This is a genomic window from Anaerofustis sp. NSJ-163 (assembly GCF_024135845.1).
GTDB classification, from domain to species: domain Bacteria; phylum Bacillota; class Clostridia; order Eubacteriales; family Anaerofustaceae; genus Anaerofustis; species Anaerofustis butyriciformans.
Map to the genome: position 1 here is coordinate 41,047 of NZ_JAMYJV010000008.1, position 26,000 is coordinate 67,046.

The 26,000-nt window shown below is 29.0% G+C and carries 16 protein-coding genes and 1 pseudogene; 13 read left to right on the forward strand and 4 right to left on the reverse strand.

Going from position 1 to position 26,000, the window contains the following annotated elements:
* Nucleotides 1-11: 11 nt before the first annotated feature.
* The 7 genes and pseudogenes from M6G78_RS10120 (at nt 12) to M6G78_RS10150 (ending at nt 13,287) form a co-directional block, all read left to right on the forward strand.
* Nucleotides 12-1,238 (forward strand): glucose-6-phosphate isomerase, encoded by a 1,227-nt coding sequence (locus tag M6G78_RS10120; RefSeq protein WP_138269078.1) that lies wholly within the window; start codon nt 12-14, stop codon nt 1,236-1,238.
* A 21-nt stretch (nt 1,239-1,259) separates the two neighbouring features.
* Entirely contained in the window at nt 1,260-3,221 is a 1,962-nt protein-coding gene (glgB, locus tag M6G78_RS10125; RefSeq protein WP_253230310.1) for a 1,4-alpha-glucan branching protein GlgB, read from the forward strand.
* A gap of 19 nt (nt 3,222-3,240) precedes the next feature.
* Nucleotides 3,241-5,727, forward strand: a complete 2,487-nt coding sequence (locus M6G78_RS10130) for a glycogen/starch/alpha-glucan phosphorylase (protein ID WP_253230311.1) — start codon at nt 3,241-3,243, stop codon at nt 5,725-5,727.
* 50 nt (nt 5,728-5,777) lie between these two features.
* A complete protein-coding gene (locus M6G78_RS10135) occupies nt 5,778-6,911 on the forward strand; it encodes a glucose-1-phosphate adenylyltransferase (protein WP_371922843.1) in 1,134 nt (377 codons plus the stop codon).
* Nucleotides 6,911-8,002: a glucose-1-phosphate adenylyltransferase subunit GlgD gene (gene glgD, locus M6G78_RS10140; protein WP_138269082.1), complete on the forward strand. Its 1,092-nt coding sequence runs from the start codon at nt 6,911-6,913 to the stop codon at nt 8,000-8,002. The genes M6G78_RS10135 and glgD overlap by 1 nt, the downstream gene beginning before the upstream one ends.
* 11 nt (nt 8,003-8,013) lie before the next feature.
* Nucleotides 8,014-9,450: pseudogene (gene glgA, locus M6G78_RS10145) on the forward strand (glycogen synthase GlgA); the annotation flags it as partial.
* A 600-nt stretch (nt 9,451-10,050) separates the two neighbouring features.
* The gene (locus M6G78_RS10150) at nt 10,051-13,287 is read left to right on the forward strand and encodes a 4-alpha-glucanotransferase (RefSeq protein ID WP_253230313.1); all 3,237 of its coding nucleotides are present in this window, start codon (nt 10,051-10,053) and stop codon (nt 13,285-13,287) included.
* A gap of 24 nt (nt 13,288-13,311) precedes the next feature.
* On the opposite strand, the gene M6G78_RS10155 is transcribed toward M6G78_RS10150, so the two are convergent.
* The 4 genes from M6G78_RS10155 to M6G78_RS10170 all read right to left on the reverse strand — a co-directional run bounded on the left by M6G78_RS10155 (nt 13,312) and on the right by M6G78_RS10170 (nt 16,969).
* A complete protein-coding gene (locus M6G78_RS10155) occupies nt 13,312-14,244 on the reverse strand; it encodes an ROK family glucokinase (protein WP_253230314.1) in 933 nt (310 codons plus the stop codon).
* A gap of 12 nt (nt 14,245-14,256) precedes the next feature.
* A complete protein-coding gene (locus tag M6G78_RS10160; RefSeq protein WP_253230315.1) occupies nt 14,257-14,796 on the reverse strand; it encodes an NUDIX hydrolase in 540 nt (179 codons plus the stop codon).
* A gap of 81 nt (nt 14,797-14,877) precedes the next feature.
* Nucleotides 14,878-16,119, reverse strand: a complete 1,242-nt coding sequence (locus tag M6G78_RS10165; protein WP_138269087.1) for an MFS transporter — start codon at nt 16,117-16,119, stop codon at nt 14,878-14,880.
* Nucleotides 16,103-16,969 carry a zinc dependent phospholipase C family protein gene (locus tag M6G78_RS10170; RefSeq protein ID WP_171020625.1) on the reverse strand — a complete coding sequence of 289 codons (867 nt, stop codon included), beginning with the start codon at nt 16,967-16,969 and terminating at the stop codon, nt 16,103-16,105. The genes M6G78_RS10165 and M6G78_RS10170 overlap by 17 nt, the downstream gene beginning before the upstream one ends.
* 179 nt (nt 16,970-17,148) lie before the next feature.
* On the opposite strand from M6G78_RS10170, the gene M6G78_RS10175 reads away from it, so the two are divergent.
* The 6 genes from M6G78_RS10175 to M6G78_RS10200 all read left to right on the forward strand — a co-directional run.
* Nucleotides 17,149-18,315 (forward strand): CaiB/BaiF CoA-transferase family protein, encoded by a 1,167-nt coding sequence (locus M6G78_RS10175; RefSeq protein WP_253230316.1) that lies wholly within the window; start codon nt 17,149-17,151, stop codon nt 18,313-18,315.
* 131 nt (nt 18,316-18,446) lie between these two features.
* Complete coding sequence (locus tag M6G78_RS10180) at nt 18,447-21,635, forward strand: CapA family protein (RefSeq protein ID WP_253230317.1); 3,189 nt, start codon at nt 18,447-18,449, stop codon at nt 21,633-21,635.
* Between the two features lie 150 nt (nt 21,636-21,785).
* Entirely contained in the window at nt 21,786-22,901 is a 1,116-nt protein-coding gene (locus M6G78_RS10185; protein ID WP_253230318.1) for a CDP-glycerol glycerophosphotransferase family protein, read from the forward strand.
* Between the two features lie 14 nt (nt 22,902-22,915).
* Nucleotides 22,916-23,962, forward strand: a complete 1,047-nt coding sequence (locus tag M6G78_RS10190; protein WP_138269092.1) for a sugar-transfer associated ATP-grasp domain-containing protein — start codon at nt 22,916-22,918, stop codon at nt 23,960-23,962.
* 9 nt (nt 23,963-23,971) lie between these two features.
* Entirely contained in the window at nt 23,972-24,568 is a 597-nt protein-coding gene (locus M6G78_RS10195; RefSeq protein ID WP_253230319.1) for a 2-C-methyl-D-erythritol 4-phosphate cytidylyltransferase, read from the forward strand.
* Nucleotides 24,568-26,000: hypothetical protein (locus M6G78_RS10200; protein ID WP_253230320.1), on the forward strand; the 1,433-nt coding region annotated here is incomplete at its 3' end. The genes M6G78_RS10195 and M6G78_RS10200, both read left to right, overlap by 1 nt.

The window sequence follows — 26,000 nt, forward strand, 5'->3', positions numbered from 1 at the left end:
AATGATAAGAAATGAGAATAGATTTATCAAGAAACGGTATTGAAATTAAACAGGAGTCAATGGATATTGCAAGTAAATGGCAAAGTGAACTTGCAAAAGGAGATCAAGAATTTACAGGTTGGGCAAATCTTCCATCAACAATAGATAAAGATATGGTTGAAGATATTAAACAAACAGCAAAAGAAATAAAAGAAAAATGTGATTTATTTGTTGTTATAGGTATTGGTGGTTCGTATCTTGGAGCTCAAGCTGTAATAGATGCTCTTGATGGAAGCAAAGAGGATTATCCTGAAGTAATGTTTGCAGGATATAATATGTCAGCTACAACAATGAATAAAGTTGTAAAAGCAATGGAAGAAAAAGAAACATGTATTTGCGTTATTTCTAAATCAGGCGGAACTGTTGAACCATTAATGGCTTATTCAATTTTAAAAGAAAAATTAATTGAAAAATACGGCGAAGCTGAAGCAGATAAGAGAATATATGTTGTAACAGATGCAGTAAAAGGTACTTTAAGACCCGAAGTTGAAGCAAAAGGATACAAATCTTTTGTTATTCCTGATAACGTAGGGGGAAGATATTCAGTTCTTACACCTGTAGGATTACTTCCAATCGCTGCAGCAGGTGCAGATATTGATGCATTATTAAAAGGTGCTAAAGATATGGAAGAAGATGAAGGCTGGAAAGATGAACTTTTAAAATATGCTATTTCAAGAGTTGAACTTTTAAACAGTGGAAAAGTTATTGAAGTATTTGAATATTTTGAAGATACTTTAAGATATTTCGGAGAATGGATAAAACAATTATTTGGTGAAAGTGAAGGAAAAGAAGGAAAAGGTGCTTATCCTGCATGCTTATGCTTCTCAAGAGACCTTCATTCAATAGGTCAATTCTTACAACAAGGTAATCCTATTGTATATGAAACAGTAATTAGAATAGATGAACCAAACTTAAACTTTACTATTCCTGAAATAGCAGGAGATCCATATGCAGGAAAAACTTTAGAAGATATTAACAGATGTGCTGAAGGTGGGGTTATTTTAGCTCATGAAAAAGCTGGAGTTCCAATTAATACTATTTCAATAGAAAAACTTGATGAATACAATCTTGGACAAATGATTTACTTCTTTGAAATGACATGTGGTATTGCTGCTTCAATGCAAGGTGTTAATCCATTCGATCAACCAGGGGTTGAAGGATATAAGAGTGAAATGAGAAAATTAATAAATGAATTATAAAAAATATGAGGTGGCGCACAAATGTCAAAAACTTTATTAACAAACGATGAACAGTATTTATTTGCAGAAGGAACATATTTAAGAGCATTTGATAAGTTAGGCGCTCATCCTGCTGAAATAGACGGAAAAGAAGGATTTAATTTTGGAATTTGGGTTCCGGATGTAAAAAGCGTAAGAGTTGCAGGTTCTTTTAATGACTGGAACACAGAAGATTACTTTTTACATGATGACGGAAATGGTGTTTTTTCTGGATTTATCGAAGGAATAAAAGAAGGCGAGCTTTATAAATTTATAATTGAAACAAAAGAAGGCGAGCTGATATATAAAGCAGATCCATATGCTTTTTACTCTGAAGTAAAACCGGCAACGGCTTCTGTTACAACTGATATTGAGGGATATGATTGGAAAGATAAACGATGGATGAATTCAAGATTAAAACACAATCATACAACAAAACCTCTTAATATCTATGAAGTACATCTTGGTTCTTGGAGATGTCACGAAGATGGAAGCTATTATACTTATGATGAAATGTCAAAAGAGCTTGTAGATTATGTAAAAGAGATGGGATATACACATGTTGAAATAATGCCTGTGATGGAACATCCTTTTGACGGTTCTTGGGGCTATCAAATAACTGGTTATTTTGCTCCGACTTCAAGATACGGTACTCCTAAAGAGTTTATGCATCTTGTTGAAAGTTTCCATAAAGCCGGTATAGGTGTAATAATAGACTGGGTTCCAGGACATTTTTGTAAAGATGCTCATGGACTTGGCGCATTAAACGGAGATAAAGTATATGAATCAAAAGAACATGCACAATGGGGTACATATAATTTTGATTTCTCAAAAGGAGAAGTAAGAAGTTTTCTTATTTCAAATGCACTATATTGGATTGAAAAATATCATGTTGACGGAATAAGAGTTGATGGTGTAAGTAGTATTTTATATATGAATTTTGGTATAGATGACGAATCACAAAAGAAATATAATCCTGATGGGACGGAAGGTGACTTAGATGCCATTGATTTTGTTCAAAATATGAATAAAACAATAGGAACAATGTATCCTGATGTAATGCTAATAGCAGAAGAAAGTACGGCATGGCCTCTTGTTACAAGACCTCCTGAAGTTGGGGGACTTGGTTTCCATTATAAGTGGGATATGGGCTGGATGAATGATACATTAAATTATTTTAGAACTGATTTTCCATTTAAACCTTGGAATCACAATTTGATTACTTTTTCAATGATGTATACATATAATGAAAACTTTATTCTTCCACTTTCTCATGATGAAGTCGTTCATGGTAAGGCTTCAATAATTGGGAAAATGCCGGGAGATTATTGGAGACAATTTGCGGGACTTAGAGTTCTTGCATTATATCAAATGACACATCCGGGCGGAAAACTTAATTTTATGGGAAGTGAATTTGGTCAATTTATAGAATGGAGATATTATGAACAACTTGAGTGGTTCTTAATTGACGAATATGACACGCATAAAAAACAACTTCATTATATAAAAACATTAAATGATTTTTATTTGAAAACAAAATCATTATGGGTTAAAGATTCTTCTTGGGAAGGTTATACATGGATTGATGCAGATGATAATGAACGCTCAATTATATCTTTTATAAGACATGGAAACAGACCTATAGATGATTTAATAGTTATAATAAACTTTACTCCTGAAACATATAATAATTTTATGGTTGGAGTTCCAAAAGCCGGAGATTATATTGAAGTATTTAATTCCGACAATGAAGAATTTGGCGGTTCAGGAGTTGTTAATAAAAGACGTGTTAAATCGAAGAAAAAAGAATGTAATGGAATGGAAAATTCTATAAAAATAAAACTTCCTCCAATCGGCGGTGTGGTATTAAAAAGAGCAACTGCAAAAAAAGCTGCGAAAAAAACAAAGACCATAACTAAAAGCAAAAAAACAGCGAAAGCTGAGAAAACAACAAAATCAAAATAGAGAGAGAGACAATTAAATAATGGCGGTTTTTAACAAAGGTAAAAAAAATATCGAACAAGAAAATAATCAGAATAATAAAATTTTTAAAGATAAAGAAGATTTTAAAGAAAGATATTTAAGTATTTTTAAAAAAGAATTAGGTGCAAGTTTTGAAGAATCAAACAGTATTGACAGGTACAATATGCTTGCAACTTTAATCCAAAAACAATCTAATGAAATTGGTAATGATTGTAAAAATGGTTATAGAAACAAAACACAAAAAAGACTATATTATTTTTCAATGGAATTCTTAATAGGAAAATTACTAAAAAATTATTTGATTAATTTTGGAGTTGAAGATATTGTAAAAGAAGGTTTAAAGGATTTGGGAGAGGATCTTGACAGTTTATGTGAAAATGAAAGAGATCCCGGACTTGGAAATGGTGGACTTGGAAGACTTGCTGCTTGCTTTGTAGATTCTCTTGCAAGTATGGGATATGCAGGTTACGGAATGGGAATAAGGTATGGATATGGACTTTTTAAACAAGTAATAAAAGACGGAAAACAAGTTGAATTACCTGATAACTGGTTGGAAAACGGTTTTCCTTTCGAAGCCAGAAAAGACAATAAAGCTGTTGTTGTTAAATTTGGCGGCGAAGTAAAAAGAAATTATGAAAATGATAAATTATATTGTACATGGGAAAATACTGAAAATATCGTTGCTGTGCCTTATGATGTTCCAATAGTAGGGTATGGCGGAAAAACAGTCAACACTTTAAGACTTTGGAGTGCTGAACCTTATGAACAAAAATTTGATATGAATGCATTTAATAATGGAGATTATGCAGGCGCAATGAAGTTCCGTTCCGATGTAGAAGCAATTACAAGTGTTTTATATCCAAATGATAATGGTTTATCCGGAAAAATATTAAGACTTAAACAAGAATATATGTTTGTTTCTGCGGGTATTGCTGATATTATTTCTACATTTAAAAAATGGCATGGAACGGATTGGAAGACTTTTCCTGATACAGTTGCAATTCATACAAATGATACTCATCCTGCTCTTTGTGCACCTGAACTTATGAGACGTCTTATTGATGAAGAAGGTTTAGAATGGGATGATGCTTGGGATATAACTTGCAAGAGTCTCTCATATACAAATCATACAATTCTTCCCGAAGCTTTGGAAAAATGGCCTATTGACATGTTTAGACAATTACTTCCTAGGGTATATGATGTTGTTGAAGAAATTGATAGAAGATATAGAGAAAGTTTTCCTAGAAATATTGAAAATTGGCAAGAGTTACATCAAAATACAGCGATTCTTTGGGGTGGAGAAGTAAGAACAGCAAATCTATCAGTAATTTGCTCTCATACTGTAAATGGTGTTGCGGCACTACACTCTGAAATATTGAAGAAAGATACGTTGAAAGAATTTTATACCTTAAATCCAAGAAAATTCCAAAATAAAACAAACGGAATTTCTCATAGAAGATTTTTAAGGGAAGCAAATCCTTCTTATTCTAAACTTATTACTGATGCTATCGGAGATAAATGGTTGGAAGATGCAAACGAACTTGAAAAACTTCAAAAATATGAAGATGATAGTTCTTTCCTTGAAAAGATGGATGAAAGTAAAAAAGAAAATAAAGAACGCTTGGCAAAATATATTTTGGATACATCAGGTGTTCAAGTTGATACTAATTCAATTTTCAATATACAAGTAAAAAGATTCCATGCATATAAAAGACAGCTTCTTAATGTTTTAAAAATCATTGATTTATATAACCAGCTTAAAGAAAATCCAAATATGGATATTCAACCTACAACATTTATTTTTGCAGGGAAAGCTGCTCAAGGATATGAGTTTGCAAAAGATGTAATCAGACTTGTAAATTCTGTTGCCGATGTTGTGAATAATGATAAAGATGTATCAGATAAGATAAAAGTTGCATTTGTTCCAAATTTTTCGGTATCAAACGGACAGCTTATATATCCAGCTGCAAATATTAGTGAACAAATTTCAACAGCGGGAATGGAAGCATCAGGTACGGGCAATATGAAATTTATGATGAATGGTGCTATTACTTTAGGTACATTAGATGGTGCAAATGTTGAAATTTCAGAACGTGTCGGAATGGATAATATAGAAATATTTGGTTTAAAAGCTGAAGAAGTTGACAGTTATAAATTAAATCATAATTATTATGTATGGGATGAATACAATAATAATCAAAGAATAAAAAAACTTGTTGATGAGCTTGTTGATGGAACTTTTGGTAAATTATCAGGGAATTTCAACTTGATATATGATACTTTACTTAGAAGCAATGATGAATTCTTTGTGCTTAAAGATTTTGAATCATATATGAACGGATGGAATAATTTACAAAAACTTTATTTAGATAGAAATAAATGGAATAAAATATCTCTTCATAATACTGCAAAATCAGGTTATTTCTCAAGTGACCGTACTATAAAACAATATTGTGAAGAAATATGGAATATAAAAAATAATCTATAAAAGATATAGATAAAAAGGAGTTTAATTAAATATGAGAAAAAAACGAATGTATTGCAATGCTTCTTGCAGGAGGTCAAGGTAGCCGTTTAAAAGCCTTAACAAAAAACATTGCCAAACCAGCCGTATCTTTTGGTGGAAAGTATAGAATAATCGACTTTTCATTATCAAACTGCGCGAATTCAAATATTTCAACAGTAGGTGTTTTAACACAGTATAGACCTTTTGCTTTAAATTCATATATAGGTAGCGGAGCTGCATGGGATTTGAATGGAAGAGAAGGCGGAGCTTTCATTCTTCCACCTTATGAAACTCAAACAGGTGGAGCTTGGTATGCTGGAACTGCAGATGCTATATACAGAAATATAGAATTCATAAACCAATATGATGCAGATTATGTATTAATCCTTTCAGGGGATCATATTTACCGTATGGATTATGAAGATATGTTAAATACTCACAAGAAAAATGAAGCTGATTTAACCGTTTCTGTTAAGCCAGTTGAATGGGAAGAAGCTTCAAGATTTGGTATTTTAACTGCTGATGAAGAAAGCAGAATCGTTAAATTTACAGAAAAACCACCAAAACCGGATTCAAATTTAGCATCTATGGGAATATATATTTTCAATAAAGATGTTTTACTTAAAGCTCTTGTTGAAGATGCTGAAGATGAAAATTCAGACCATGACTTTGGTAAAAACATAATACCTAAACTTCTTTCAGAAGGTAAGAGATTATATACATATGAATTTGATGGTTATTGGAAAGATGTTGGAACTGTTGAAAGTTATCATGAAACAGGTATGGGACTTCTTGAAGAAAAACCTGAATTTATATTGGATGATCCTACTGCTCCTATTATGAGTAATACTAATATATATTCTTCTCAAGTAATTGGTCCTAATGCTGATATTCAACAATCATTGGTTGCAAACGGATGTCACATAAAAGGAACATGCGAACACTCTATTATCAGTGTAGGATGTACAGTTGAAGAAGGTGCATATGTGAAAGATTCAATATTATTACCTGGTGTTACAATTGAAAAAGAAGCTAAAGTATTTAATGCAGTTGTAGGAGAAAATTCAGTTGTAAAACAAAATATTGTTTTCGGTAGTGATGAAGAAGGTGCTGAAATTCAATTGATAGGTAATGATGAAATTTATAGTGGTGGAGGAGCAGAATAATGAAAAATTTAGTAGGTATTATAACAGCAAATTATGGAACACCGGACTTAAATATTTTAACAAATAAAAGGACAATGGCTTCACTTCCTTATTCAGGCAGATATCGTTTGATTGATTTCCCTCTTTCAAATATGGTTAATTCAGGAATTAATACAATAGGACTTATACAACCAGCAAGATATCGTTCTATTATTGACCATGTTGGAAGCGGAAAAGAATGGGATTTGGATAAAAAAAGAGGAGGACTTCATATTCTTCCTGGAACATCTTATGGTATAGGTGTCGGAAATGAAAAATTTGTTATAAGAGATTTTAGAATTAATGATGTGTTCTTTAAACGTTCACCTTCCCCATATATAGTAATTTCTTCAGCAAGTATTATAAATAACATTGATTATACACAGTTATATAAAGCTCACGTTGAAAGCGGAGCCGATATAACAATGGCTTATAAAGTAATTTCAAGTGATAATGAAAATATACTAAAAATAGAAGAAGCCGGCGGAAAAGTTATAGATGTAGTTAAAGGTGTTAAAAAAGGCGATAAAGCATTTATTGAATGCTTTATAATTAACAGAGCAACACTATTAAATATTTTTGAATGGTTCAATGAAATTGACTATTTAGATTTATTTGAAGCATTAAAAGGTTCTTATAATAAATTAAATGTAAAAACCTTTGAATATGTTGGATATTCAAGATGTATTTTCGATGTTGATTCTTATTTTGAAGGAAATATGGATTTACTTAAAGAAGGAATTGCAGAAGAATTATTCAAATCAAATTCAAGAATTCTTACAAAAGTTCAAGACTCTGCACCTACAAAATACGAAAGAGGCTGTCATGTAAGAAATAGTGTTGTACCGGCAGGTTGTAAAATAGCAGGTACTGTTGAAAACAGTGTTATTTTCCGTAATGTAATAATAGAAAAAGGTGCTGTTGTAAAAAATAGTATTATAATGCAAAATTGTGTAATTAAATCCGGAGCACAGATAGAATATGCTATAATAGATAAAGGAAATATTATCGGAGAAGGTTTAATGATTAAAGGAACCAGTGATGATATTTTCATTAAAGAAAAAAATGAATAGGATATAAGGTAATGGTGAAAAGAAAATTAAATGTATTATTTGCAGCTTCTGAGGCTTATCCGTTTATGAAAACGGGTGGCCTTGGAGATGTTGCTGGATCTTTGCCTAAAGCATTACAAAACGATGGGGTTGAGGTTCGTGTTATTATTCCAAAATACAGAGATATTCCACAGGAATATAAAGATCAAATGGAACATGTTTGTGATTTTTATATGCCTCTTGGCTGGAGAAACGTATTTTGCGGAATAGAAAAATTAACATATCAGGGAGTAATTTATTATTTTGTTGATAATGAATACTATTTTAACAGAGGCGGAGCATATGGCTATTTTGATGACGGTGAAAGAATTGCATTCTTCTCAAAAGCAATAGTTGAATGTTTACAGTATTTACCTGATTTTAATTGTGATGTTCTACATTGCAATGACTGGCATACTGCTTTAGCACCTGTATTCCTTCGTGAATTTTATAACGGCGTTGGAAATTATGATAACGTAAAAACTGTATTTACTGTTCATAATTTAAAATTCCAAGGACAAATGTCTGATATGGTTCTTGGAGATATTTTAGGTCTTGATAAAAGCAAACCTGCATCGGAACAATTAAGAAGTGATGCTCAGTCAATTAACTTCTTAAAAGGTGCTTTATGTTACAGTGATATTTTAACAACTGTTAGTGAAACATATGCCGGTGAAATACAAAGTGATTTCTTCGGCGAAAACATGCAGGATATTTTTAGAAGAAGAAATAATGTACTATATGGTATAGTAAATGGAATTGATGTTGACTTCTTTAATCCTGAAACATCAACAAATATTGTTGCAAATTATTCTGCGGACAATTTAGAAGGAAAGAAAAAATGCAAAGAAGAACTTCAAAAAGAATTAGGACTTGAAGTTAATGCTGATGTTCCTTTGATTGTTATGATTGGAAGATTAACGCAGCAAAAAGGTCTTGATTTGATTCAAAGAATATTAGACGAATTAATGCAGCAAGCAGTTCAGTTTGCCGTTCTAGGTACCGGTGATTACGAATATGAAGAAATGTTTAAAGGTTTCTCTTATAAGTATCCGGGAAAAGTAAGCGCTAATATAAGATTTAGTGAACCTTTAAGTCATAGACTATATTCAGGCGGTGATATGCTTCTAATGCCTTCATTGTTTGAACCATGCGGACTTTCTCAAATGATAGCAATGCATTTTGGTACTCTTCCTATCGTTAGAGAAACAGGGGGCTTAAGAGATACCGTAAAACCATATAATATGTATACGGGTGAAGGAACAGGTTTTAGTTTCGCAAATTATAATGCTCATGAAATGTTGTTTACAATAAAATCTGCAATAGATTTATATTATAACAATAAAGATGCATGGAAAAAAATGCAGGAAACTGCAATGAAAACAGACTTTAGCTGGAATGTTGCTGCTGATAAATATAAAAAATTATATGAACAGCTTCATCCTGAAGTAGAGCCATATGTGGTTGAAAAAAAGGAAGAAGAAAAAGCAGTTGAAGAAGAAAAACCGGTTGAAAGTTTAGATAAGCAGGAAGAAACGGTTAAACCTGAAGAAGAAGTGAAGGAAGCAGTTAAGGAAAAAGTAAAAGAAGAAAAAGTTGTAGAAAATAAAGAAAATGATGTAAAAGAAGATGTAGTTTTAAAAGCTGATGTAAAAGAAGAAAAAGCAGAAGTTAAAAAAGAAGAAAAAACAGAAAAAGAAGAAGTTAAAAAAGAAGAAAAAACTGTAAAAGAAGATAAAAAGAATATTTCTTCAACAACAAAAACCGCTAAAAAACAAACAAGCACAGCAAAGAAAACTGCTTCAAAACCTGCAAACAAAACAACAAGTAAAACTGCAGGAAAAACCAGGAAAACAGCTGCAAAAAAGACAACTTCTTCAAGAAAGACAGTAAAAAAAGATAGTGATACTACAGCTAAGGCTAAAACTACCGCAAATAAAACTGTAAAAAAAGAAGACAGTAAAACTGCAAGTAAGGTAAATACAACTGAAAAAGACAATAATAAAAAATAGCAAAAGGGAAAATGAAATATGAGAGCATATCATAATTCTAGAAACGAAATTTATAGAAAACCCTTCGGTGCCATCTGCATAGGTGGCACTGTTTCTGTTTGTTTAGACATATTTGAGGAAGAAAATGCACAAGTTAAATTAAGGGTATGGATAGACAAAAAGGGTGAAAGTATTTTTCAAATGCAAGAAGAAAAAATAGATGATTATGTAAGACATAGTTTCAATTTAAAATGTAATGAAGCGTGTATAATATGGTATAGTTTCATCATTGAAAAACAAGACGGAAACAAAGTTTATTATGGAGCAAAACAAGGAAGAACAGGAGGAGAAGGTGCATTATATTCTTATGAACCTCCTTCATTTCAAATTACAGTTTATAAAGAAAGAAAAGTTCCAAGCTGGTATAAAAACTCTGTGGTTTATCAAATTTTTCCTGATAGATTTAATAGGGGAAAAGATTTTGAAAAAAGAGTTAAAAACTTAGAAAAGAAAAGAAAAGGCCCTGAAAGAAAACTTGTATATAGTTGGAATGATAAACCTAAATATGATAAAGATGAACAAGGAAGAATTAAAAGCTGGGAGTTTTATGGTGGAACATTACAAGGTATTGTAGAAAAGCTTGATTATTTAAAGAATTTAGGAATTACGTCAATATATTTGAATCCTATATTTTCTGCTGCAAGCAACCATAGGTATGATACTGCAGATTATAATCAAATTGATGAGCTTCTTGGTGATGAGGAAGATTTTAAATATTTATGTAAAGAGGCAGAAAAGAAAGGTATTTCCATTATTTTAGACGGGGTATTTAATCATACAGGATGTGATAGTATTTATTTTAATAAATATGGAAATTATGATGAAAAAGGTGCATTCCAAGGAAAAGAATCTAAGTATTATGACTGGTTTAATTTTAAAGAAGACGGTACTTATGATTGTTGGTGGGGTGTGGATGATTTACCAAATGTGAATGAAAGCTGTGAAAGTTATCAAGAATTTATATATAAAAATGAAGACAGCATAATAAAAAAATGGTTACAATTAGGAGCAAAAGGCTGGAGACTCGATGTTGCAGATGAACTTCCCGATGAATTTATAAAAGGAATAAAAAATGCCGTAATTGCAAAAAAAGGTAATGATGGGGTACTTATGGGTGAAGTTTGGGAAGATGCAAGCAATAAAATAAGTTATGGAGAACTTAGAAAATACTTTCAAGGTGAAGAGCTTGATTGTGTAATGAATTATGTGTTTAGAGATGGTATTGAGAACTTTATTTTAGGTAAAATCTCTGCTTATGATTTGGCAGAAAGTTTAATGAGTTTATATGAAAATTATCCAAAAGAGAATTTTTATTCCTCTTTAAACTTGCTTGGAAGTCACGATAGAATGCGTATAATGACACTTCTTGGAGACGCTGTTGATGAAAATACATTAAGTGAAGATGAAAAAAGAGAATATAGATTAAATGATCATCAAAGAGGTATAGCAAAAGGAAGATTATGGCTTGCTGTTTTAACACAAATGTTGATGCCTGGAGTTCCATGTATCTATTATGGAGACGAAGCAGGGCTTGAGGGATATTCTGATCCATATAACAGAGCTTCATTCCCATGGGAAAATATAGATATGGATAACCTTTCTATTTATAGAAATGCAATATCTCTTAGAAAAATTTATCCTGTGTTTATAAAAGGGGATTTTGATCCTGTAGCATTCAATGATGACGTCTTTGGATTTTATAGAAAAAATGATAAATCAAAAGCCCTTTTATTAATTAACAGAAGTTTATCAAATGTTTATGATATTAAAATCAAAGAAGATTGGAAAGCTAATGATATTGTAACAGGTGCTGATATGATTAAAGATGAACAAGGATATTATAATGTAACAATATATCCTTTAGGTTCGTCCGTAATTCATTTTAGAAATGACAATGCACTTTGCGTAGAAATGGAAAGAGGAAGCGGAGTATTATGTCATATAACTTCAATACCAGGAGGAACATTAGGTAAACCGGCAAAAGATTTTGTTGATTTTCTTGCAAGAGCAAAACAAAAATATTGGCAAATACTACCTGTTAATCCAACAGATGTCTTTGGTTCACCATATTCCGGACAATCAGCATTTGCAGGAAATATTAATTTAACGGGTTATTCAATTTCAGAGCTTGAAAATAAATATAAACATTTTAATAAAAAAGATAGTGATTTTATTAATTTCAAAAAAGAAAATGATTATTGGCTTGATGCTTATGCGATGTATATGGCAATAAAGGATGTTGAAGGAAATTATGAAAATCATAAAAAATATTCTATAGAGTTATATAAAAATAAAAAGCTAGGAAAAAGAGCTGATTTTTACAAGTTTACTCAATTTGTTTTTGAACAAATGTGGCAGGATTTGCACAGTTATGCAAATGAAAAAGGAATAAAAATAATAGGTGATATGCCTATGTATGTTTCTGCTTCATCTTGTGATGTTTGGGCAGATCCAGAATATTTTACTGTAAATGAAAATGGAGAAATTGAAAAAGAAGCAGGAGTTCCACCTGATTATTTTTCTAAAGAAGGTCAGCTTTGGGGTAATCCATTATATAACTGGGATAAAATAAAGGAAGATAATTATTCTTGGTGGTTAAAAAGATTAAAAAGAGTAATTTCACTTTATGATTTTACAAGATTAGATCATTTTAGAGGATTTGAGGCTTATTGGTCTGTTCCAAAAGGAGAAAAGGCTATAAAAGGTGAATGGATACTTGGTGTTGGAACTGAGGTATTTGAAAAGGCATATGAAGAATTTGGAGCATTACCGTTTATTGCTGAAGATCTTGGAACGATTACTCCGGGAGTAAGGGCTTTACTTGAAAAAACAGGTTTCCCTGGAGCAGATGTTATTCAGTTTTATGATAAAGATCCAGAAAATTATATTCCGCCTTTAAATAAAATAGCTTATAGTGGAACACACGATAATCAAACTCTTAGGGGATGGTGTATAGCCAGGTATTTTGGCGGTAAAGAAAATGATGAAAATAAAAAATATATTGATGAAAAGATAGAAATATTAAAAGATAAATTATATTCTTGCCGAAGCAATATTGTTATAATGCCTCTTCAAGATGTGTTGAATTTAGGGGATGAATCGAGAATGAATAAACCCGGAACAGTTGATGAAAACTGGAAATGGCAGGCTTTAAAAGAACAATTAGAAGGTTATGATGAGAAGTTAAGAAGTTTAACAGAAAAAAATAACAGATAAAAAAATACCCATATGGGTATTTTTTTATATTAATATTAATTTTGCAGACCCACAAATTCCGGCATCGTTACCTAAACTTGCAAGTTCAAACTTTATATTTCTGTTTGCAAAATATGCTTTTTTGTCAAAATATTTCTTTACATATTCTATTATAACATTTCCTGCTTTTGACACGCCTCCGCCTATTAAAATAATTTCAGGGTCAATTATTACTGCAATATTTGCAATTGCGTATCCTAAGTATTTACCAAACTCTTCAATAACTTCTTTTGCTATTTCATCGCCATCTTTTAAGGCATCAAAAACATCTTTTGAAGTTATGTCACCTTTATTAAGAATACTTTTTTTATTTGTTTTTTCTAACTTATTTTTAGCTAAATTTACAATTCCTCTTGCGGAAGCATATTGTTCAAGACAACCTTGACCTTTACAACCACAGTGTTTATCTTCGTTGTAATTAACTTTCAAATGTCCGATTTCTCCGCCTGCACCATTTGAACCAATAAGAGGTTTACCGTTTATTATTATTCCGCCTCCGACACCGGTGCCTAAAGTTATCATTATCAAGTTATTATAATTTTTACCTGAACCTAACCACATTTCACCTAAAGCTGCCATGTTTGCATCGTTTCCTGTCTTTATTTTAAATCCTGTTAGTTCATGTAATTCTTTGATAACCTCTTTATACTCCCAATTAAGATTTGCTGAACCTCTTACAATACCTTCTTCTTTTATTGGAGCGGGAACCCCAACTCCTGCGCCTAAAATATTTTTTTTATTTATTTGTTTTTCATTAATTTTATCTAAAAGAGATTTTGAAATATCAGGTAAAATATATTTACCTCCTTCTTGTTTACGTGTTGGAATATCCCATTTATCAATTATCGTTCCATTATCTTGAAATAAACCTATTTTTACGGTTGTTCCACCTATATCTACACCAAAGCAGTAATTCATTTTTTCTCCTATCTAAATATTATTTTCAATTATATATTTTAGTCCAAATGCCATTACTTTAGAGTCTTTTATTTCACCATTTAAAATCATATTTTTTAATTCTTTTTTTGAAACTTTTACTATATTTATAAATTCATCTTCATCTAAATCTTGTTTTTCCTTAGCTTCTAAATCGTCACAAATAAAATAATAAATAACCTCATCAGAATATCCGCTTGCAGGATAAGTTTCGCCAAAAGGTTTTATATTTTTTGCTATATATCCTGTTTCTTCTCGAAGTTCTCTTAACGCAGCTTGTTTTATGTCTTCTCCTTTTTCAAGTTTTCCTCCCGGAAACTCAAGAGTTTCTGATTTTACAGCTTGTCTGTACTGTTTTATTAAAATTATTTCTCCTTCTTTTGTTATGGGAATAATTGAAACAGCACCGTTAGTTTTTATTATCTGTCTTTTAGCAGTTTCGTTATTTGGAAGTAAAACTTCTTCTTGAGCTATATCAAACACCATGCCTTTAAATACTATATCACTCGAAATTGTTTTTTCTTTTAAATCCATTTTATTCTCCTTTACTTTTAAATTATACTATAAAAATAGTAATTTATAAGAAGAAAATTAATAATAAAAAAGGTAAAAAGCTTAATTTAAGCTTTTTACCTTAGATGTTTTTATAAAGAAGAATCCGCCAATAACAAACATCACCGCAAGAATTCCAACTCCTGTATTAATGTTTCCGCTTATTTGGCTTACCAAAGATACCAAGAATGTTCCAAGTATTGAAGCACCTTTTCCGCAAATATCATATATTCCAAAATATTCACCTGATTTATTTTTTGGAATTATTGATGCAAAATATGAACGTGAAAGAGATTGAATTCCTCCTTGGAATGCTCCTACACAAATTGCAAGTATCCAAAATTGATATTGAAGTTTCATTGTCATTCCATATAGAACTATGAAGAAGTATGCTGTTATACATACTAATATTAATTTAAACACATCTGTTTTTGTACTTAATTTTCCAAAAAACAAAGCAGTAGGGAATGCGACAATTTGTGTTACAAGTAAAGCTAGTAATAAACCTTCGGATTTTAAACCAAGAGCGGTGCCATATGCAGTTGCCATATCTATTATTGTATATACACCGTCTATATAGAAGAAAAAGGCTATTAAGAAAAACAGTACTTTTTTATTTTTCTTTAGCTCGTTAAATATTTTAGATAACCTTATAAAACTTTCTTTTAATGGGTGATGTGTTGGTTCAACATAATTTTTTTGTTTGTATTTTCTCCATAAAGGCATTGCAAATAGAATCCACCAAACAGCAGTGATTAGAAATGCCAAAAACATAGCAACTTGTATTGATAAACCGATTTTATCATAGAATAAAACTACTACAAGAGATAAAATAAATGGAATACAACTTCCAATATATCCCCAAGCATATCCACTTGCTGAAACTCTATTCATTTTTTCCGGGGCTGTAACATCGGTAAGCATTGAATCATAGAATACCAAGTTTATAGAGTATGCTGATTTTGCAAATACAAATAATAATAAAAACCATATCCATGATTGAATTATTCCAAGAAGAACACATCCAACTGATCCAATTAACAATGATACAGAAAATAGTTTCTTTTTCCATCCCGGAAAATCTGATATTGTTCCAAAAAATGGAGCAAGCAAAGCAACTATTATTGTTGATATTGTCGTTGCATATCCCCAGTATGCAAGGTAGTTTACTTCTGAGATACCTTGCGAGCTTGCAAGTTGGTTAAAATATATAGGCATTATTGTTGTAACGAGCATTGTAAATGCAGAGTTTCCAACATCATATAAAACCCATTTCTTTTCTATTTCATTAAATTTCGATTTCATACTTTTTCTCTTCCTCCAATGATAATACTAAAATGTCCTGCCAATTTTCGTTTGGTCCAAAAGTTTTGTCAAATGATTTTGATAAAGAAGTATTATTATATAATTTATCAATTAAAATATTTGTGTTTTCTATACACTTATTTATTGAATTATTCATTATCTTTTCGAGTCTTAAATTACTGTCAAGGCAAAGTTTTATTGGTTCTTTTTGCATTCTTAATTTATTTTTGCTTTTATATTGTCCGCTTATATAAAGAACGAAAGAAACAAGTTCTCTTTGCCATAAATGTGCACCAAGTAAAAAACTATCGTAAAAAGATATTGAATTTATAGAATGAAAAATTTCATCTGGAGTTATACCTTTATAGAATGCTGAAATTATTTTACTGTTTTCTTTATTAATATTTATCCAATTTAATCTTTGTTTTTTCTTTGGATCGATATTATTCTTTTTCATTAAATATCTCTCAAATTCCCATTCTATGTCATAATGAGTTACTTTACTTGTATATATTTTGTTTTCAATATATCCATGAGCATTGCTATCAAAAGTAAAATGACATAAAAATCCTAGTAAATAAGATAAATATTTATTAAAATTTTCTTCTTCTATGGAATGTAGAGTATCTATTGCACTGTTAAAAAATATACTTCCTTTTTCATCGTGCATATCATTTCCAAATTTTGTAACATTATTTGATTTTAAAGGTTTGTAATAAAATAATATATCAGGTCCTTGTAAACCTATATTAAATAAATCTTTGTTTTCAATTACTATATTTTTTATTTCTTTTGGATATTTGTCTAAAACTTTTTGTCCAAATATGTAGTGAGCTGTAATTCCAGGCAAAATTAAAACCTCCAAATGCTATATTTAATACTTTATCATAAACTAAAAATTGATTGTATATAAACTGAAAAAAATATTGATATTTTTCAAAAATTTTACATTTGAAAAAGATAAAATGTAAATATATGTTATATTATATAATAAATATTAAATTAATAAAATAACTTTAGGAGAATAAAATGGGTATATTACAAGGACTAAAAATTTTAGATTTTACAACACTTCTTCCCGGACCTTATGCAACACTACTTCTTGCGGATATGGGCGCAGAAGTATTAAAAATAAGCAGTAAAGATAGATTTGATTTGGTAACTCATTGGCCTCCGATTATTGAAGATTCAGATATTACTGCTTCTGCAGCATGGCTTGGAAGAAATAAAAAAAGTATATACTTAAATTTAAAAAAAGAAAAATCAATTGAAGCTGTAAAAAAATTAATAATGGAATATGATATTATTATTGAACAGTTTAGACCTGGTGTAATGAAAAAACTTGGACTGGATTATGATACTTTAAGTAAAATTAATCCAAAACTTATCTACTGTTCTTTAACCGGATATGGTCAAAGTGGTGAGTTAAAAGATAGAGCAGGTCATGACATAAATTATTTATCAAGAAGTGGTTTAATGGCTTCTTCAGGCAGGAAAAAATCAGGACCATCTCTTTACAATATGCAAGTTGCGGACCTTGCGTCAGGTTCTATGAATAGTGTTGCCTCAATTTTAGCGGCAGCCTATAATAGAGAAAAAAGAGGGATTGGAGAATATATAGACATATCAATGCTTGATGGTATGATACCTTTTAATACGATGGACGGAATTTCTTTTTTAACTTCAAACACAGCTCCAAAAAGAGAAAGTCAAGTATTAAACGGCGGAGGTATATATGATTTTTACGAAACAAAAGACGGAGAATATATTAGTGTAGCAGCATTAGAACCAAAATTTTTCTATAATTTATGTATGGCTTTAGGATATGAAGATTGGGCTGATGGTAAAATTTTAAAAACAGATACAAAACTTGTAAAAGAAACATTAAAAGAAAAATTTAAAGAAAAGACAAAAGAAGAATGGAGTATATTTTTTAAAGATGTTGATGCATGTGTTGAACCTGTAATGTCTTTAAATGAAACAAAAGAAGATAAACATCTAAATCAAAGACAGATGTTTGTTGAAACTAAACTTCCTCATAAAAAAGAGATAAAAGTAAAACAGGTTGGGTGTCCAATTAAGTTTTTAAATAGTCCTGTTGAATATGAATATGCAGGATATCCTGAAGGATATCATACTAAAGATGTTTTAAATTATTTGGGATATAGTGATGAAGATATTGAGGATATGATTTAAAAAGATATTGCTTTTGCAGTATCTTTTTTTATTTTATAAAAAATTTACAAACCTTTTACCGAAAAGGAAAGGTAACAATATTTTACATTATGATAAAATTTAAAATATTATATAAAAAGGAGACTAATGTTTTGGAATATCCTCAAATAGAAAAGTATGAATATAAAAGTCCAAGTTATGAACTAAAGAAAAGAGAAAATATTAATAAAAATATTGAAAAGCATTTAAATATAAGAAGATTTGTCTTATCTGATGATAATAAATGTTTTAAATCTATAAAAGATAATAAAGATGAAATATCTTTAATTTTTACAGGTGATTTATTATGCTTAGAAAACATGATTGAAAAATATTCTAAAAAAGATGGTGGATATGATTTTTCATTATGTTTTAAATATGTTAAACCTATTTTTGAAAAAGCAGATTTTGTTTGCGGAAATTTAGAAACCGTAATATCGCAAACAGCTCCTTACAGAGGTGAAATATTAACACATGAAGGACCATATTATTGCAATGCCCCATATGAATATTTAGAGGCTCTTTCTTTATGTGGTTTTGATATGCTTACAACTGCAAATAATCATACTATTGATGCAGGTGTAAGAGGAATTGTAGATACAATTAACAATATAAAAGATATTGGTATTATTCAAACAGGTACATTTTTAAAGAAAGAAGATAAATTTGTAATTGTTGATATATGCGGTATAAAAGTTGGTTTTACAGCCTTTTCAACTTCTTATAATAAAATGCAGCTTAACTTAAACAGACAAGGCAGAATAAACTTACTTAATACTTATACTCAAAATAGAGCTCAAAGTGTATTTGATAAAATGAAAGAAAGAGGAGCAGAGGTAACAGTATGTTTTCCTCATTGGGGAAAAGAATATACTTCTGAAATTACACAAAGACAATATTCAATGGCTGAAAACTTATCTAATATAGGCTATGACTTTATTGTAGGTTCTCATGCACATGTTATTCAAAAGTTTGAAAAAATAAATGATAAACCTGTACTTTTCTCTTTGGGAAATTTAATTTCTCATTTAAATACTTTTGCTGATTCAAATTTTTCAGAGTACACACTTCTTTATAATTTAAAATTACGAAAAGAAAATGGACAAATAAAATCAAAAATTGAATTTATTCCATGTAAAATTGTAAAAAATTATAAAGGAATTCCATTTACTGTATTACCTATTGTAGAATCTTTGGGGCTTACGGAGGAAAAAGTTCCAATGCTTAAAAATACATATGAAGATGTAAGTAAACTTCTTGAAAATAACGAAATAATATTAAATACAAATATAGAAGTTTCTTCAAATTCAATAGATGATTTAAGAAAAAATGAAGATAAAGATATAAATGAAGTACTTAATATTTTAAAAGACAAAAAGAAAACTATAAGTAAAAACAGATCAGTAAAAATAAATATTCCTGAACTAACAGAAAATGATAATTTTAATTATTATAAGAAAGAAAAAGAAGGAATATATGAAATATATGACGATTATGCTGTTCTTCATTCTTTTTTAAGTATGAGCAGTGTAGTTAAGCTAAGTGAAAATGTAGATGGTAAAACTGTATATTATGTAAACAATGATCTAGAAAAAAATGATAGTACAAGACTAGTTTATTTGGGAAAACAAACAAAGATAATAGGAAAAGAAGCCTTTAAAAATTTTACAAATTTAGAAAGTGTAAGATTTTTTGATGAAGTAACAAAGATAGAAGAAAACGCATTTGAAAATTGTATAAAAATAAGTGGCTTATGGCTTCCGGAGTCATTAAAATGTATTGAAAAAAATGCATTTTTAAATTGTGAAAATTTATTAAGTATTAAGATACCACCATCAGTTACAAGTATAGATAAAGATGCTTTTGTTGGATGTAATAATTTAACAATATATTGCGAAAAAGGAAGTTATGCAGATAAATTTGCAAATGAAAATAGAATATGTGTTAAATATATGCCTTTAATAACTAAAAAGGATAATAATATAGGTTTAAATAAAGAGATATTAGGAAAAATGAATGGACCTAATGATAAACATCCAGCTACTATTATTTCAACATGTTATATTTTGGGAACACCTCTTCCATATTATGCAAAATGTAAAAATCAACCTTCAAAATATATAAAATACAGAGCTTTTGATGGAACACTTGAAAGTATAGTTAAATTACTTGGAAGTAAAATGCCTGAAATTGATAAAGAGGAACTTAAAAAGAAATATAAGTCTTTTAAGAGAAAATATAAATCACAGAAAAATTTAAAATATAACAATGTAAATCTTACAGTATATTTTTGTGATTGGTTATTATATTGTAGCCAAAGAGGATTTACTCATAATTGTTATTTTGATTATGAACTTTATAATAAAGAGCCTGATATAAGAGATACATTTTTAAATGAAGGATACAGAAAGAGAGTTCACAAAGCTTGCAATAAAAAAGAATATAGAAAAATATTCTTGGATAAAGCATTGTTTAACGATGCTTTTAAAAAGTATGTAAAAAGGGATTGGCTTGATGTAAGCTGTTGTTCTTTTGATGAATTTAATATTTTTATAAAAAAACATGAAGAATTTTTTGCAAAGCCTGTAAGAGGAACTGGTGGAGCAGGTGCAAGAGTAATAAAAACAAATGATGATACAGCTCAAAATTTATTTGAACTTTGTAAAGAAGAAGGTTTGATAATTGAGGAAATAATTAAACAAAATAGTGAAATAGCAAAGTTTAATGAAAGTACATTAAATACTGTTAGAGTTTATACTTTAGTATGTGCCGATAATACAGCAAAAGTAATGGGTGCAGTTGCAAGATTCGGAAGAGCCGGAAATGTTATAGATAACTTTCATGGAGGTGGAGTTGCTGCAACAATAGATGTTGAAAGTGGAAAAGTTAATCAAGCAATAAACAGAGCCCACATAAGAACAGATATACATCCAGATTCTAAAGAAAAGATTTTAGGGTTTAAATATCCTTACTGGGATAAGTTAAAAGAAGCAGTATGCGATGCTGCATTGAAAGTGCCCGAAATGAGACATATTGGTTGGGATGTATGTATTACGGAAAATGGAGATATTGAATTTGTAGAGGGAAATGGTAAACCTAATTTCGATGTATTACAATCTCCAGACCAAATTGGGAAAAAACATATTTATGAAGATAAAATAAGAGAAATTGAAAATATAGAAGGAATAAATCCTATTGTTTATGACAAGATAATGATAAATACAAAAAATATGGAGATAGGATTTATCAGAATGCTTCCAAGGAGATTAAAAAGGAAAATAAAGAGATTAATAAATAGATAAAATAAAAAATATCCTTAACATTATGTTAAGGATATTTTATTTAAAAAATTAAAGTAAAACCTTTATTTCTATTATGTAAATTAAATGTATAAATTAATATTTTTAATATTTTTATTGATATAATTAGTCTAAATTGCTATGAGGGGAAAAATGGTAGTTGTAATAAAATTAGGAAAGAAAATTATTAGTATAGTTTATTACTTTATAAAAAAATATAATCCAATAAAAGAAAACAAAGTTTTATTTTTAAGCAGACAGTCAAATACTTTAAGTTTAGATTTTTTATTATTAGAAAATGAACTTATTAATAAGACATCTAATAAAATTGAGATTAAATACATATGTAATAGATTAGATGATAGCAAAAAAGGAATAATTAAATTTATTATAGATTCTTTTAAAAGTATGTATCACCTTGCAACCAGTAAAGTTTGTGTATTAGATTCTTATTGGCCTATTGTTTCTATTTGTAAGCATAAAAAAGAATTAACAATAATACAGATGTGGCATTCGATAGGGAAAATAAAAAAGTCAGGTCATCAAACTATTGGTAAGCCTTCAGGAAGAAGTGAAAAAATCTCTAATCTTTTATGTATGCATCAAAATTACGACATAATTATTTCATCTGCAGAATCATGGAATCCATTTTATCTTCAATCTTTTAATACCAGTTTAGATAAACTTTATAACATAGGTCTTCCAAGAATAGATTATCTATTGAGAACAAATGAATTTAATAAAGAAAGAATTTTAGATGAATATCCTTTTTTAAAAGAAAAGAAAGTAATTTTATATGCGCCTACTTTTAGAAGAAATATTATTCCCAAATGGGAAGAGCTTTTAGATTATATAGATTTTGATAAATATTTTTTAATTGTTAAAAGTCATCCAAATCAAAAAATAAATACAGATAATCCAAATATTTTAACTTGTCCTGAATTTAGTGCAGTAAGACTTCTTTCTGTTTGTGAATATTTAATTACTGATTATTCTGCTATTGCGGTAGAAGCAGCAATTTTAAATAAAAAAACTTACTATTATCTTTATGATTATGATGAATATTTATTAAAAAACGGAGTTAATGTTGACCCATTTTATTCAATGCCGGGATGTGCTTTTAAAAATGCAAAAGATTTGATTATAGATTTAGAATCAGGAAATTACAATCAAAATTCTCTTGATAATTACAGAGAAAAATATTTACCAAAAGAACTTGGAACATCTACTGCAAAACTTGCACAGTTGGTTTTAGATAACTTGTCATAGAAAAGAGAGGAATTATGTTTGAACTTGCAAAGAAAATTTTAAAAAAAATAAAATTATTTGTTATATATTTCAGAAGAATTATATTTGTAAAAAATCATTTTAAATGTCCTTTTTATAAAAAAATAAGAGCAAATCTTACCAGAGGTTTTTTAGCAGATCAATGGATGTTATATGATTTAGATCACAATGATAAAAACGAATATTTATCTGAATTTGATTGGTATAGGTCAAGATATATAAATGAACCTTTTGATTTTATGTTTAATAATAAAATTGTAGCAAACGAAGTGTTGAAACAATATATTAAAGTTCCTGAAATTTATATGATAAAAAATAAAGGTATTTTATCTATTTTTGATGATAGTGAAGTGGACTATGACTATGCATTAAGACTTCTTAAAGAGCATAAAAAGTTATTTATAAAACCTTATGGAGCAGGAAAAGGAAAAGATGTTAATATTTTAACTTATGATAATGAAAAAATTTATGTAGATAAAAATGAATTAAGTGAGAAACAGTTTGTTTCTTTTTTGTTTAAAAGGGATAATTGGATAATCGTGGAATGTATAAGTCAACATGAGTATGCAAATAAAATATATGATAAAACAGTAAATACCATTAGATTAATTACGTTAAGAGATATTCATACCAAGAAAATAAAAATCTTCTTTGCCGTACAGAGAATAGGAACAAAGAAGACAATACCTGTAGATAATGGAAGCAGAGGAGGACTTGTTTCAAAAATTAATTTAGAAACAGGAGAATTATCTGAAGCAAGATGTCTTCATAACTTAAATGTATATAAGGTTCATCCTGATTCTAAGGCTCCTATAGAAGGAGTTAAAATTCCTAATTGGCAAGAGTTAAAGAAAGAAATTTTAGAACTTGCAAATAAGATTCCATATATGCACTTTATAGCTTGGGATATTTTATTAACTAATGAAGGAATATGTATTATTGAAGCAAATACATCCTCAGGCGTAAATATTATACAGCTTTGGGGAGGGCAGAGAAATAACGAACTTGGAGATTTTTACAGATATCATAATGTAATAAAATAGAGGTGATATATGAAGTATATAATAATGGCTGATGGGAAAGGAAAAAGATGGCATAATTACAAAAATATTCCTAAGCATTTTATAGAAGTAAATGGTGAAAAGATTATAGAAAGAACTGTAAGATTATTAAATGAATTTGATAAAGACAGTGAGGTAATAATAACTTCTCATGATGAAAGATATGAAATAAAAGGTTCAAAAAGATATGAACCTAAACATAACATTTTAGAAATTGATAGATTTACAAGTGAACTTATAGAAGATAATATATGTTTTTTATATGGAGATACATATTATTCTGATAAGGCAATAGAAAAAATTATAAAATTAAATACAGATGATTTAATGTTTTTTGGGAATGGTAAATCTATTGTTGCAATTAAGATAAAAGATTCCGATGTATTTACAAAGCATGTTGAAAATGTAAGGAAATTATATTTAGAAGGTAAAATTGAAAAGTGTATAGGCTGGCAGGTTTATCAATCATTTCAAGGAATTTCTTTTAAGGAAAAGGAAATAAAAGATAAATATGTTTATATACATGATGATACGCAGGATTTTAATTCACCAAAGGATTATGAAAAGAATAAGGGGGTACTTATATAATGTCCTTTAATGACATAAAGAAATACGGATTAAATATTTTAGCTTTTCCAAATACTTCAAAAGGTTTTACAGGGGCAGAAGCAAGAAAATGGATAAGAGGAGTATATAGAAGTTATTTAAAAGATAAAGATTATTCTTTTAGAGAGACAAGATGGGCAGTAAAAAGGGGCTTTTTACCTGAACAGGTGAAAAGTTTAAATATAAACGAAGAAAATTATAAAGATATTATTTCAGCAAAGGATTATGCTTTTTTAAGACCAATTAATGGAATATATGGTAAGTGGATATCAGATAAGGTAACAATTTATAATATTTTTAAACCATTTAGGGATAGAATGCCAAAATGTTTTTATCATATTACAAACAGATATAAAGATAAACTTATTATTCCTCTTAATGTAAATAAAAATGATACATGGAAAGATGTAATTAATACGATAAAAGAAGAAAAAAAGGTTAGGTTATATATCTCAAACAGACATCAAAGTGATTTTATTGAATGGGAAAATAATAGTTTTTATATTAATGAAAAAGAAGTAAAAGAAAAAGAATTAATTGATTACATTTCAAAAATAAATAAAAGTGTTATTATTACAGAAGAATTAATTCCTAAAAAAGATTTTGAAGGAGGATTAATAAACTTAATAGTTTTTAACTCTAAAGGTGATAATCCTAAAATCGGAGATGCATATATTTCATTTGAAAAAAATAAATTTTTAAATAACAATATTGATATTTTAAAAAATACATCATTTAAAGAAGAGACAAACTTAAATGACGATGAAAATAACAATAATGATATTTTATTTAGATTATATGAAGAAGATTCTAATGATGAAGAATTAATGGAAATAGAAAACGAAGAATGGTATGAAAGTACTGTATATGCTTATATAGATACTATAAATGGTAAAATTTCAGATAGTGTAAGCATAAATAGAGGAAATAGAATAAAGAAAACAAAAAATCCAAATAATGATTATGCTATTCCAAGTAAAATTCCTTTTTGGAATGAGATTAAAGAAACCGTAAAAAATATAGGATATTTTGCTCCTGAACTTGAGTTTTTTGGTTTGAAAATAATGATAACAGATGATGGGTTTAAAATTATAAGTTGGGATGGTCATCCAGAATATCCTAAATCTGTTCCTTTTAGTATTGAAACATCAAAATATTTAAAATATAAAGTTGAGCAAAAAAGAAAAGCATATAAAGGCTTATCGGTAAAAACAAAAAGGGGAATGAAGAAAGTAAAACTTAAAGTAAGAGCCACATATGCAAAACTATTTTTCCCGAAAGGTTTACTTCCTTATCTTTCAATAAAATTTCCCAAAGAGCAGTTAAAAGACTTTATTACAAATAAGGATACTACATTTAAAGAAAAAATATGGGCAAAAAAACATGGTTTTATATCTTACAGATTACATCAATA

Excerpts from the sequence above, each read along its gene's own strand:
- M6G78_RS10160 (WP_253230315.1), bottom strand. The coding sequence starts at position 14,796 with ATGGATTTAAAAGAAAAAACAATTTCGAGTGATATAGTATTTAAAGGC.
- M6G78_RS10130 (WP_253230311.1), top strand. The coding sequence starts at position 3,241 with ATGGCGGTTTTTAACAAAGGTAAAAAAAATATCGAACAAGAAAATAAT.
- M6G78_RS10150 (WP_253230313.1), top strand. The coding sequence starts at position 10,051 with ATGAGAGCATATCATAATTCTAGAAACGAAATTTATAGAAAACCCTTC.
- M6G78_RS10175 (WP_253230316.1), top strand. The coding sequence starts at position 17,149 with ATGGGTATATTACAAGGACTAAAAATTTTAGATTTTACAACACTTCTT.
- M6G78_RS10190 (WP_138269092.1), top strand. The coding sequence starts at position 22,916 with ATGTTTGAACTTGCAAAGAAAATTTTAAAAAAAATAAAATTATTTGTT.
- glgD (WP_138269082.1), top strand. The coding sequence starts at position 6,911 with ATGAAAAATTTAGTAGGTATTATAACAGCAAATTATGGAACACCGGAC.
- M6G78_RS10165 (WP_138269087.1), bottom strand. The coding sequence starts at position 16,119 with ATGAAATCGAAATTTAATGAAATAGAAAAGAAATGGGTTTTATATGAT.
- M6G78_RS10155 (WP_253230314.1), bottom strand. The coding sequence starts at position 14,244 with ATGAATTACTGCTTTGGTGTAGATATAGGTGGAACAACCGTAAAAATA.
- M6G78_RS10120 (WP_138269078.1), top strand. The coding sequence starts at position 12 with ATGAGAATAGATTTATCAAGAAACGGTATTGAAATTAAACAGGAGTCA.
- M6G78_RS10195 (WP_253230319.1), top strand. The coding sequence starts at position 23,972 with ATGAAGTATATAATAATGGCTGATGGGAAAGGAAAAAGATGGCATAAT.
- glgB (WP_253230310.1), top strand. The coding sequence starts at position 1,260 with ATGTCAAAAACTTTATTAACAAACGATGAACAGTATTTATTTGCAGAA.
- M6G78_RS10185 (WP_253230318.1), top strand. The coding sequence starts at position 21,786 with ATGGTAGTTGTAATAAAATTAGGAAAGAAAATTATTAGTATAGTTTAT.